Source organism: Monashia sp. HAY1-5C (assembly GCF_056755255.1).
On the sequence record NZ_JBPGXG010000139.1, the window covers coordinates 1 to 11,237 of the forward strand.

Annotated in this window: 11 protein-coding genes; 7 read left to right on the forward strand and 4 right to left on the reverse strand. The window is 75.7% G+C overall.

Features of this window, described 5'->3' with window-relative positions:
- Positions 1-872, reverse strand: an 872-nt coding sequence (locus ACR9ZK_RS17735) for a zinc-dependent alcohol dehydrogenase (protein WP_481343275.1), incomplete at its 3' end; no start/stop codon positions are given.
- A gap of 179 nt (positions 873-1,051) precedes the next feature.
- Here ACR9ZK_RS17735 and ACR9ZK_RS17740 point away from each other — a divergent pair.
- The 4 genes from ACR9ZK_RS17740 to ACR9ZK_RS17755 all read left to right on the forward strand — a co-directional run bounded on the left by ACR9ZK_RS17740 (position 1,052) and on the right by ACR9ZK_RS17755 (position 4,488).
- Positions 1,052-1,834 carry a CDP-alcohol phosphatidyltransferase family protein gene (locus ACR9ZK_RS17740; protein ID WP_481343276.1) on the forward strand — a complete coding sequence of 261 codons (783 nt, stop codon included), beginning with the start codon at positions 1,052-1,054 and terminating at the stop codon, positions 1,832-1,834.
- Positions 1,831-3,498 carry an alkaline phosphatase family protein gene (locus ACR9ZK_RS17745; RefSeq protein ID WP_481343277.1) on the forward strand — a complete coding sequence of 556 codons (1,668 nt, stop codon included), beginning with the start codon at positions 1,831-1,833 and terminating at the stop codon, positions 3,496-3,498. Before ACR9ZK_RS17740 ends, ACR9ZK_RS17745 begins: the two co-directional genes overlap by 4 nt.
- Positions 3,499-3,617: 119 nt before the next feature.
- Positions 3,618-4,004: a hypothetical protein gene (locus ACR9ZK_RS17750; RefSeq protein WP_481343278.1), complete on the forward strand. Its 387-nt coding sequence runs from the start codon at positions 3,618-3,620 to the stop codon at positions 4,002-4,004.
- Positions 4,005-4,053: 49 nt separating this feature from the next.
- Complete coding sequence (locus ACR9ZK_RS17755) at positions 4,054-4,488, forward strand: VOC family protein (RefSeq protein WP_481343279.1); 435 nt, start codon at positions 4,054-4,056, stop codon at positions 4,486-4,488.
- 18 nt (positions 4,489-4,506) lie between these two features.
- On the opposite strand, the gene ACR9ZK_RS17760 is transcribed toward ACR9ZK_RS17755, so the two are convergent.
- Together ACR9ZK_RS17760 and ACR9ZK_RS17765 are read right to left on the reverse strand one after the other, a co-directional pair.
- Positions 4,507-4,839, reverse strand: coding sequence for a cupin domain-containing protein (locus tag ACR9ZK_RS17760; protein ID WP_481343280.1), 333 nt, complete (start codon positions 4,837-4,839; stop codon positions 4,507-4,509).
- 199 nt (positions 4,840-5,038) lie between these two features.
- Positions 5,039-6,157, reverse strand: coding sequence for a carbohydrate kinase family protein (locus tag ACR9ZK_RS17765; protein WP_481343281.1), 1,119 nt, complete (start codon positions 6,155-6,157; stop codon positions 5,039-5,041).
- A gap of 56 nt (positions 6,158-6,213) precedes the next feature.
- Between ACR9ZK_RS17765 and ACR9ZK_RS17770 the strand changes: the two genes are divergently transcribed.
- Positions 6,214-7,605 carry a 6-phospho-beta-glucosidase gene (locus tag ACR9ZK_RS17770; RefSeq protein ID WP_481343283.1) on the forward strand — a complete coding sequence of 464 codons (1,392 nt, stop codon included), beginning with the start codon at positions 6,214-6,216 and terminating at the stop codon, positions 7,603-7,605.
- Between the two features lie 33 nt (positions 7,606-7,638).
- Here ACR9ZK_RS17770 and ACR9ZK_RS17775 read toward each other — a convergent pair whose 3' ends face one another.
- On the reverse strand, positions 7,639-9,333 hold the full coding sequence (locus ACR9ZK_RS17775; protein ID WP_481343284.1) for a sigma-70 family RNA polymerase sigma factor: 1,695 nt from the start codon (positions 9,331-9,333) through the stop codon (positions 7,639-7,641).
- Positions 9,334-9,701: 368 nt separating this feature from the next.
- Here ACR9ZK_RS17775 and ACR9ZK_RS17780 point away from each other — a divergent pair, with 368 nt between their 5' ends.
- Together ACR9ZK_RS17780 and ACR9ZK_RS17785 are read left to right on the forward strand one after the other, a co-directional pair.
- Positions 9,702-10,460, forward strand: coding sequence for a LamB/YcsF family protein (locus tag ACR9ZK_RS17780; protein WP_481343285.1), 759 nt, complete (start codon positions 9,702-9,704; stop codon positions 10,458-10,460).
- Positions 10,461-10,463: 3 nt separating this feature from the next.
- Positions 10,464-11,237 (forward strand): 5-oxoprolinase subunit B family protein (locus ACR9ZK_RS17785; protein ID WP_481343286.1); only part of this gene is annotated, 774 nt, incomplete at its 3' end.

The following is an 11,237-nucleotide window of genomic DNA, read 5'->3' on the forward strand; positions in this document are numbered from 1 at the left end:
GTGCGCGAGGCCCGTGGAGGGCGGAGTGGGCGGGTCGCTCTCTCTGCCTTCCCCCCCCCCCCCCCCCCCCCCCCCCCCCCCACGCCCACCTGGCTGGCCCGGATGCCGAGCCGTCGGGAGTGGAACGCGCCGCCGAGCGCCACCTGCACCGTCGCATCGCCGTACCAGCTCAGCTCGAGCACCGTGCCCTCCGGCCGGAGCAGGTCGAGGGCGGTCTGCAGGCCCGCCGACGTGGCGCTCGCGTGCACGACGAGGTCGCAGGAACCGCGCGGCAGACCCTCCTCCGGTCGGACGAAGCCGACACCGAGCCGCTCGGCGGTCGAGGCCTTCGACGCGTCGACGTCGACGAGCGTGACGTCCACGCCCGGGAAGCGGGCGAGCAGCCGGGCGACGCTGCAGCCGACCATGCCCGCGCCGACGACGGCCACCCGGTCGCCGAGCAGCGGCGGGGCGTCCCACAGCGCGTTGACCGCGGTCTCGACGGTGCCGGCCAGGACGGCCCGCTGCGCCGGCACACCGTCGGGCACGACGACGACCGCGGACGCGGGCACGACGTACGCGGTCTGGTGCGGGTGCAGGCAGAAGACGGTGCGGCCGCGCAGGGCTGCTGGTCCCTCCTCGACGATGCCGACGGACAGGTAGCCGTACTTGACCGGCGCGGGAAAGTCTCCGGCCTGGAACGGCGCCCGCATCGCGTCCCGCTGGCTGGGTGGCACGGCGCCACGGAAGACCAGCGTCTCGGTGCCGCGACTGACCCCGGAGCACAGCGCGCGCACGAGCACCTCCTCGGGCCCGGGGGCCGACAGCGTCTCGGGCCGGACCTCGCCCCTGCCCGGCTCGGCCAGCCAGAACGCCCGTGCCTGCGTCGTCACGGCGTCAGACTAACCACGGCCGCCCGGCACGACGCGCGCGAACCGGCCGCGCGGCGCAGGATGGCGCTCGAGAGCGGGTGAACCCGGCCGGTGTCGACGGCGTCCTTGCGTGCGACGCGAGCCGGGTGCTCGCCCGACGAGCCGGAGGTGGCGTGAGACGCACAGTTCCCCCGGGCCCGATGGTCGGGCTCGTCAGCGCCGTCGTCCTCGTCGGCGTCCTGAGGGCCGTCCTGGGTCTGGGCGCGGCGGGCACGTGGGTCGGGATAGCCTGTGCCACCGGGCTGTTCGTCGTCGTGACCGACGGGCTCGCGCGGACCGGACGACGGACGCCCGGGCCCGCGGACCGCGTCACCCTGGCCCGCGCGGTGCTGATCTGCGCCGTCGCCGCCCTCGTCGCCGACGCGGCCACCGCGGGTGAGGCAGCAGGCAGCGGCCGGCTGGCCCTCGCGACCCTCGTGGGGCTGGCCTCGCTCGCGCTCGTCCTCGACGCCCTCGACGGACGCGTCGCACGCCGAACCGGCACCGTCAGCACGTTCGGCGCGCGGTTCGACATGGAGGCCGACGCGTTCCTCATCCTCGTCCTCGCCGTGCACGTCGCCCGCGGCCTCGGCTGGTGGGTGCTCGCCGTCGGGGCGGCGCGCTACCTGCTGCTCGCGGCCCAGCGGCTGGCGCCGTGGCTGCGCGGCGCCGTGCCGGCCCGCCGGTGGCGCAAGGCCGTCGCCGCCCAGCAGGGCATCGGACTCACCGCTGCGGCCTCGGGGCTGCTCCCGGAGGCGGTCGCCGCCGCCGTCGTCGGCGTGGGCCTGGCCGCGCTCGCCGTGTCGTTCGGCACGGAGGCGAGCACGCTCTGGCGTCGGCGCACCGAGGCGTCCGTCAGCCGCCCGGTCGTCCCCGAGTCGCCTCTGACGTTCGTCGGGGCAGCCGACCCGGGGATCCCCCTGCCACCGCGGACGACCCGATGAGAGAAGACGTGCCGCAGCGTGGCCGACGCTTTCGCCTCGGCGCCGGTGGACGCGTCGCGCGAGTCGCCCGCGCTGCGCTGACGCTCGTCTCGGTCCTCGTCGTCTGGGTCGCCCTGACCGCCCCGCCGTCGCTGGTCCACGTGAGCCCGTGGGCCCTGCTGCGCGTGCCGGTCGAGGGACTGGTGCTCGGGGCCCTCGTGCTCGCCGTGCCCCGCCGGACGGGGCGGTGGGTCCGCCGCTGGGTCCTCCCGCCGGTCGGGGTGCTCCTCGCGGTGCTCCTGCTCGTCCGGGCCCTCGACCTCGTCTTCCGCGACGTCTTCTTCTACCGCCCCTTCAACCTCCTCAGCGACTGGCGTTACGCGTCGTCGGGCGTCGAGCTCGTGCAGGACGCGTCCGGCCCCGTCGTCGCGACGCTGGCCACGGTCTGCACCGGGCTACTGCTCGTCGGGGTGCTCCTCACCGTGCCGTTGGCCCTGCGCCGGGTCGCCCGCATCGCCGACGGGCACCGCACCGCCGCGCGCCGCGTCCTCCTGGCCCTGACCGGGGTCTGGGTCGTGGCCGCGGTGTCCGGCGCGGCACTCGGCCCCGGGCTGCCGGTCGCGGCGTCGAGCTCGGCGGCGCTCGCCGACGAGCAGGCCCGCAAGGCCGTCCACGACCTGCGCGACCGCGCCGCCTTCGCGACCGACATCCGCACCGACCCGCTGGCCGGCGCCGACCCGTCCACCATGCTCCGTGCCCTTCACGGCAAGGATGTCGTCGTCGTCTTCGTCGAGAGCTACGGCAAGGTCGCCGTCGACGCCCCCCTCGTCGAGCAGGCGCTGGTGTCCGGCACGAAGACCCTTGCCACGCAGGGCTACTCGATGCGCACCGCGTGGCTGACGTCACCGACGTTCGGGGGTTTCAGCTGGCTGGCCCACTCGAGCATCCAGTCCGGGCTGTGGGTCGACAGCCAGCCCCGCTACGACCAGCTCGTGACGACGAACCGCCTCACCCTGAGCCGCGTCTTCTCCCGGGCGGGGTGGCGCACCGTCGACGTCATCCCCGCGAACCGGCACGACTGGCCCGAGGGGCGCGACTTCTACGGCTACGACCGCGTCTACGACGCCCGGACGCTCGGCTACCGCGGCCCCGGGTTCGGCTACGCGCCGATGCCGGACCAGTACACGCTGTCGGCGTTCGACCGCCTCGAGCTCGCGCCGTCGCCGCGGCGGCCGGTCCTCGCCGAGGTCGACCTCGTGACGAGCCACATCCCGTGGGCTCCGCTGCCGCGGCTCGTCGAGTGGTCGACGCTCGGCGACGGCTCGGTCCTCGCCGCGCAGGTCGGGCAGGCCACGCCGCGGGAGGTGGTGTGGCGCACGGACGCCGGGGTCCGCGACGCGTACGCCCAGAGCGTCGCCTACTCCCTCGACAGCGTCGTGTCGTGGCTGACCAACACCCGTGACGACAACCTGGTCGTCCTCGTCCTCGGCGACCACCAGCCGGCCAGCGTCGTCTCGGGTGACGACGCGTCCCACGACGTCCCCGTCGCGCTGCTGACCCGCGACCGGGGCGTCATCGACCGCGTGGCGGCGTGGGGCTGGCAGGACGGCCTGCGCCCCGCGGACAGCGCGCCGGTGTGGCCGATGAGCGTGGTGCGCGACCGCGTCCTCACCTCGTTCCGCTGACCGCCCCAAGGGACCGGACCCGCGACTGAACCGACCCGAGGCACGGGACGTCCTCACCTATGACCACCGAACAGCGGGCCGAGCCGACGGCCGGCTGCGACGCAGAAGGGAGGGTCAGCATGACCCTGCGACTCGTGGGTGCCGTGGCGCTGCTCGTCTCCGCCGCCGTGCACCTCTACCTGTGGTTCAACGGTGTGCGCGACCAGACCGTCGGGCCGATGTTCCTCGTCAACGTCGTGGCCGGCATCGTCATCGCCGGGCTGCTCGTGTGGTGGCGGCACTGGCTCGCGGCCTTCCTCACGCTCGGCTTCGGGGCGGCGACGCTCGGCGCGTTCACGATCGCCTCGACGGTCGGCCTGCTCGGGGTCCACACGGAGTGGCGCGGCGGGTCGGTCTGGGCGGCCGCCATCGCCGAGATCGTGTGCATCGTCATCGGTGCCGCCCTGCTCGTGCGCCAGCGCGGCGAGGTGATGCACTCCCCGGCGCACCGCGGCAGCCACGCCTGAGGCGCTCGCGCGCAGAGCGAGAGACCGACCGCCGCCCTAGGGTGGGGCCATGGCATCGGTGAGGCAGGTGCAGGTGACCTTCGACTGCGCGGACCCCGAGCGCGTGGGCCGGTTCTGGTGCGAGGTGCTCGGCTACGTCGTGCCGGACCCGCCGCCGGGGTTCGACTCGTGGGACGCGTTCGACCGGTCGCTGCCGCCCGAGCGGCAGGGGTCGGCGTTCGCCGTCCAGGACCCCACGGGCGTGGGCCCGCGGCTGTTCTTCCAGAAGGTCCCCGAGGGCAAGGTCGTCAAGAACCGCGTGCACCTCGACGTGCGCGTCGGCACCGGTCTCGTCGGGCAGGAGCGCCTCGACGCGCTCGAGGCCGAGGCGGTGCGGCTCGAGGCCCTCGGGGCCTCGCGGGTGCAGCTGCTCGTCGCGGACGGCTTCAACGAGTCGTGCCAGGTCATGCAGGACGTCGAGGGCAACGAGTTCTGCCTGGACTGACCCCGGGGGCCGTCGGCCTCAGCCGACCTTGGCCACGGTCAGGAGCACCGCGGAGTCCTCGAGCGCCTCGAGCGAGTGCCGCGCGTCCGGAACGACGAGCAGGTCACCGGGCGCCCCCTCCCACGCGGCTCCGTCGGTGCTGAGGCGCACGCGTCCGCGCAGGACGTGCACCGTGGCCTCGCCGGGGTTCTCGTGTTCGGCCAGCGACTGCCCGGCCGTCAGGGCGATGACGGTCTGGCGCAGCACGTGCTCGTGGCCGCCGTAGACCGTGTCGGCGCTGCGGCCGTTGGAGGCCTGGGCGGCGCGTTCGAGCAGCTCCCGGGCGAGGGCGGTCAGCGACGACTTCTCCATGGGCACACCCTGTCACCGCTGCGCCCTGGCGTCGACGGCTCGCCTTCCCCCAGAGGGGCGCGCATCCTCCAGCGATGTGCGTTGCGAGCTGCACCCCTGCGGGAAGCGTGCACTCCTGCGTCGAGGGTGCACCGCTTCCGGAGAATGCACCGATGCACCGGCGTGGAACCGGTGCACGGACGGGGAACGGGGGCCGGCGTCAGTCGAGGTCGTGGACGTCGGCGCGGCGGGCGATCGTCGCGGTCGCCCGGCGGCAGGCCATCGTCGGCACCCGCGGCACGATGTCGTCGAGGAAGCCGTACCGGCGCCGCAGCGACCGGTGGTACGCGTCGTCGGTCGCGTCGGCGGCCAGGGCGGTCCACCAGTCGGCGAGGTCGCCCCAGCCCGGGGCCGCGAGCGAGCCGCCGTACTGCTGCAGCGCGAGGCCCGCGCACAGCGTCGCGAACAGCATCCGCTGCTCGAGCGGCCACTCCGCGAGCGTCCCGACGAGCAGGGCCGCGCCGAAGACGTCGCCGGCGCCGGTCGGGTCCACCTCCTCGACGCGCAGCGACGGCACGCGCGCCTCCTCGCCGGTGCGCTGGTCGATGCCGACGGCCCCGTTGGCCCCGTCGGTGACCACCGCGACCTGCACGCGGTCGGCGAGCGCGTAGAGGGCCTCGACGGTCGACCGGGTGCCGGTGTAGGCCATCGCCTCGACGGCGTTGGGCATGAAGACGTCGCACCGGCCCAGCCGTTCGAGCACCTCGGGCGACCAGCGCTCCTTGGAGTCCCAGCCGACGTCGGCGAACACGAGGGCACCGTCGGCGCGGGCCCGGTCGACCCACGTGCTCGCCGCGCCGAACGCCTCGTCCTCGGCGAGGTCGACCATGACGGCGCGCGTCCGCGGCGGGGTGCCGATGAGCTCGCTCGCGGGCACGGGCGAGGGGTGGCCGTGCGAGACCATGCTGCGGTCGCGGTCCATCGACATCGACACCGTGACCGGGCTGTGCCAGTCGGCGAACCGCCGGCTGCGCGACAGGTCGATGCCCTCCTGCTCCTCGAGGGTGCGCCAGCAGAAGTCGCCGTAGTCGTCGTCGCTGAAGGCGGCGGCCAGCGACGTGCGCAGGCCGAGCCGACGGGTCGCGACCGCGAGGTTGGCGATGCCGCCGGGACACGACGCGAGCCCCTCGGCCCACACCTCGGTGCCCGGCGCGGGCGCCGTCGGCAGGCCGGCGAAGATCATGTCGAGGAAGACCGTCCCCCAGACGAAGACGTCGACGTCCGGCCCGGTGGCGGCGCGCCGGGCGGCGAGCGGGTCGAAGGCGGAGCTCGTCGGCATCGGAACCATGCTGCCATCCACGGCGACCCTGTTAGCGTCGGTTCGGTGAGGACGCGATGAGGCTGGTCGTGCTCGGTGGCGGGGGCTTCCGCGTCCCGCTCGTCCACGGCGCGCTCCTCGGCGACCGCACGGCCGACGCGTCCCGACGCGTCACCGAGGTCGTCCTGCACGACACCGACGCCTCGCGCCTCGACGTCGTGCGCCGCGTCCTCGACGCCCAGGCGCGGGGCCGCGCGGGCGTCACCGCTGCGTCCGGCGGGTCCGGCGCGTCCGAGGGCGCGCCCGCGCCGACGGTCCGGGCGACCACCGACCTCGACGCCGCGCTCGACGGCGCCGACTTCGTGTTCTCGGCGATCCGGGTCGGCGGGCTCGAGGGGCGCACCGCCGACGAGCGCATCGCCCTCGACCTCGGGCTGCTCGGCCAGGAGACCACCGGTCCGGGCGGCGTCGGCTACGGGCTGCGGACCGTGCCGGTCGCCGTCGACGTCGCCCAGCGCGTGGCCCGCCTCGCGCCGGACGCCTGGGTCATCAACTTCACCAACCCCGCCGGCCTGGTCACCCAGGCCATGCAGCAGGTGCTCGGCGAGCGCGTCGTCGGCATCTGCGACTCCCCGCTCGGCCTCGCCAAGCGTGCCGCGGGGGCGCTCGGGCACCGGCTCGACGACGTCGAGATCGACTACGCCGGCCTCAACCACCTCGGCTGGCTCGCCGGCCTGCGTGTCGACGGGCGTGACGTGCTGCCCGACCTCCTCGCCGACCCGGCGCGCCTCGGCGGCATCGAGGAGGGCCACCTCTTCGGCGTCGACTGGCTCCAGACGCTCGGGGCCCTGCCCAACGAGTACCTCTGGTACTACTACTTCACCCGCGACGCCGTCGCGCAGATCACGGCCGCGACCGAGACGCGCGGCGAGTACCTCGTCCGTCAGCAGGCGCAGTTCTACACGGCGGCAAGCGAGTCGGTGGACCCGTTCGCCGTCTGGGATGCCGTTCGACGCGAGCGCAACGCCACGTACATGCAGGAGACCCGCACCGAGGACGGCGACGAGCGCGACGAGTCCGACGTCGAGGGCGGCGGCTACGAGGGCGTGGCCCTCGCGCTCATGGCGGCGATCGCCCGCGACGAGCCGGCCCGGCTCATCCTCAACGTCCGCAACGGCACGACGCTGCCCGGCCTGCCCGAGGACGCCGTCGTCGAGGTGCCCTGCGCCGTCGACGCGTCCGGCCCGCGGCCGCTGCCCGTGACGCCGCTGGCCGGGTCGGCGCTCGGCCTGGCCCAGCAGGTCAAGGCCGTCGACGAGCTCGTCGTGCGGGCCGCTCGCGAGGGGTCGGCGCGGCTCGCCGTCGAGGCGTTCGCGCTGCACCCGCTCGTCGACTCCGTCACCGTGGCGCGGCAGCTGCTCGACGGCTACCGCCGCCGGCTTCCCCGCTTCTACGACGCGCTGCGCTGACCGCCGCCCGTTCTCGTCCGCTGCCGTCGGCTCTCAGGGCAGTCGGTAGGTGCCCGAGCCCGGCAGGAGAACGCCGTTGCGGTCGGTGAACGAGACGAGCAGTGTCGCGGGCGCGGCACCTGGCTGGGGCGTCACCTCCACGACGAGCAGTCCCGGACGCAGGGTGTGGTCGAAGGTGCTCACCGGGCTGGACACGTGCTCGAACGGACGCCCACCGTGGAGGTCGCGCACGGAGGTGACCAGCCAGCCGGTGGGCGCCACGATCGAGGCCCGGTACCCGCGATCGGCGCTCGGCTCGAACGTCAGCACCACGGTCACGCCGGCGACCACGGTCGTGGGTGGCGGGGCCGTCGCCGGGGTCGTCGCCGGGGTCGTCGACGGGGTCCCTGGTCCCGGACGCGTCGTCGACGGAGACGTCGGGATCGTCGGGCCGGTCGTCGTGCCCCGCGGCTGGCGTGCCGGCCGCGTCGCGAGGGCGAGCCTCGACGCGTCGACGACGGCTCCCCGCGAGCCCACCAGCAGCTCGGCCTCGCTGATGGTCTCGACGGCTGCCGCGGCCGCCGTGCGCCCGGCCCGGGGGCCGGGAACGCCGAGGACGATGCCGGGGAACGCCCGCGTGGCCGAGTCGGCGACCGGGGGTGAGGCCGACGCCGGCGGCCGGACCCCTGCGGCCATCGGGGCCGGCGGCGTGCCGCGTCCGAGCAGCCCGAGCACGGCCAGGAGGCCGGCCACGACCACCGCTGCCGCGCCCCCGACGAGAGCGAGGGGCAGGTCGACGCGTCGGAGGCCTCCCGACGCGTCGGACGCCGACGGCGCGGCCGCCGGCCGGCCCTCGACCCCGTGCTGGGCGGCGAGAGTCCCAGCCCCGGCGGCGCCGGAGGCGGCGCCCCCGGCGGCCCCCGTTCCCGAACCGGCGGCGCCTCGACCGGTGGCACCGACGACACCGGCGGCGCCGAAGACACCCGGCAGCAGGAGCGAACCGACGCCCGAACGGATCGTCTCGTTGACGTCGACGAGCCCGACGACCGCCGCCCGGCAGCGCTCGCACGTGTCGAGGTGGTCATCGACCCGGGCACGGTCGCGGGCCGACAGCCCGTCGCGGACGTACCCGCCGAGCAGGCGTCGCACGGCGCGGCACTCGCCCTCGGGGGCCCGCACCAGGAGTTCACCGAGGTAGGCCTGGCGCAGGCGCTCGCGGGCCCGTTTGCCCCGGCTGGCGACGCCGTTCGCGGTCGTGCCGAGCACGGGCGCGAGCTCGGCCGGGCGCTGCTCGTGCACGACGAGGCGCCACAACAGGTCGCGGGCCTCGCCCGGGAGTGACTGCCACGCGGCCCAGACGGCGTCACGGTCGGCGGCGCCGACGGCCAGCTCCTCGGCGGAGGGCTCGTCCGGCGCGTCGAGGTCCTGCTCCTCCCCGCTCAGGACGACGCGCGCCCGGTAGCGGCGGCCGAGGTCGATGGCGAGGCGACGCACGGTGCTCAGCAGGTAGGGCCGGAACGCGGCGTCGGGCCCACCGCCGGACCGGATGGCCCGGAGGGTCCGGGTGAAGGCCTCGCTGGCGAGGTCGTCGGCGTCGCTCGGGCCCGCGACGCGGCCGGCGAGCTGCCGGGCCGCGTCGACGTGCCGGCGCCACAGTGCCTCGTACGCGGCGTCGTCACCGGCCCGGACCCGGTCGACGAGCACGGCGTCGGTCGGCTCCTCGCGGTGCTCCTCCTGAGGTCCTGCCACGTCCTGCGCCGCTCCCTGTCCCGCGTCTCCGGGGCCGCCGCTCGTCCGAGGGCCCAGGTGGGAAGACGCCCGAGGGACCGGATCATGTCGCGGTTCGCCGACCTTGACCAGAGGTCGCGACCGATTCGGGCCGTTCACGGTGTTTCGCGACATGGTCCCGCAGGTGCGGCGTCCCTCCCGGTGTGAGCCCGTGGCGCTGGGGGACTGCGCCCGGGCTCACCGCGCGGTCGGGCGCCGACGGGGCCTCGACCGTGGACGGGCGGGTGCTCCCCAGGAGGGGAGGGGAGCACCCGCACCCGTTCGCCGCGGTGCGGGCGGATCCCCGCGAGCGGTCCACGAACCGTGCCGGATCGGGCAGGATCGGTGGCATGCGGATCGACCTCAACGCCGACGTCGGGGAGTCGTTCGGCGCGTGGACCCTCGGGGACGACCCCGCGGTGCTCGACGTCGTCACGAGCGCCAACGTCGCCTGCGGGTTCCATGCCGGCGACCCGCTGACGCTCCGCACGACGTGCCGCCAGGCCGTGCAGCGTGGCGTCGTGGTCGGCGCGCAGGTCGGGTACCGCGACCTCGCCGGGTTCGGGCGCCGGTTCCTCGACGTCGCGCCCGAGGACCTCGCCGCCGACGTGCTGTACCAGCTCGGTGCGCTCGAGGCGATGGCCCGCGTCGCCGGCACGCGTGTCGCCTACGTCAAGCCCCACGGGGCGCTCTACAACGCCGTCGTGCACCACGAGGCCCAGGCGGCGGCCGTCGTCGAGGCGGTCGCGGCGTACGACCCCACCCTGCCGCTGCTCGGCCTGCCCGGCAGCGTCCTGCTCGACCTCGCCGCCGAGGCGGGGCTGCCCGTCGTCACCGAGGCCTTCGCCGACCGCGCGTACACCCCTGACGGCCGCCTGCTCCAGCGGACCGAGCCGGGCGCCGTCCTGCACGACCCGGAGGCGGTCGCCGAACGGGTGCTGAGGCTCGTGCTCGAAGGCGTCGTCACCGCGGTCGACGGGCGCGACATCGAGGTCGCGGCCTCGTCGGTGTGCTTCCACGGCGACACCCACGGGGCCGTCGTCATGGCGCGCCGCGTCCGGGCCGCGCTCGAGGCGGCCGGCGTCGAGATCCGCCCCTTCGCGGGCTGACGCGTGCGGGCCCGGCTGCTGCCGATGGGCGAGGACGCCGTCCTCGTCGAGGTGAGCGGGACCGCCGAGGCGGTCGCCCTGCGCGACCGGGCCCGCATCCTCGTCCAGGGTGGCAAGGGGCCGTGGCACGGCGTGCGGGAGGTCGTCGCGGCCGCGCGGACGGTGCTCGTCCGGGCCGATGCCCCGCGTCTGGACGCGGTACGGCGGGCCTGCCTCGACCTCGCGGGGTCGCTCGACGTCGACGCGGACGAGCGCCGGGACGGGTCGGACGCGGCGGGCGCGTCGGACGCGGCGGGCGCGTCGGACGCGGGCGGCGTGGTCGACCTCCCGGTCGTCTACGACGGCCCGGACCTCGACGAGGTGGCCGAGCTGACGGGCCTGACCCGTGAGGAGGTCGTGCGCGCGCACACCGGCACCCCGTGGCGGGTCGGCTTCGGCGGCTTCGCGCCCGGCTTCGCCTACCTCGTCGGCGGCGACCCGCGCCTGCGGGTGCCGCGGCGGTCCGAGCCGCGACCTCGCGTACCGGCCGGGTCCGTCGGTCTGGCCGGTGAGTTCAGCGGCGTCTACCCGCAGGGCTCCCCCGGCGGCTGGCAGCTGGTCGGCAGGACCGACGCCGTGCTCTGGGACCCCGACCGTGACCCGCCCGCGCTCCTGCGCCCGGGCACGACCTGTCTCTTATACACATCTCCGAGCCCACGAGACGGAGCTACATCTGGGGGGGGGGGTTGTTGGGGGGGGGGGAGGGGGGGGGGGGGGGGGGGGGGGGGGGGGGGGGGG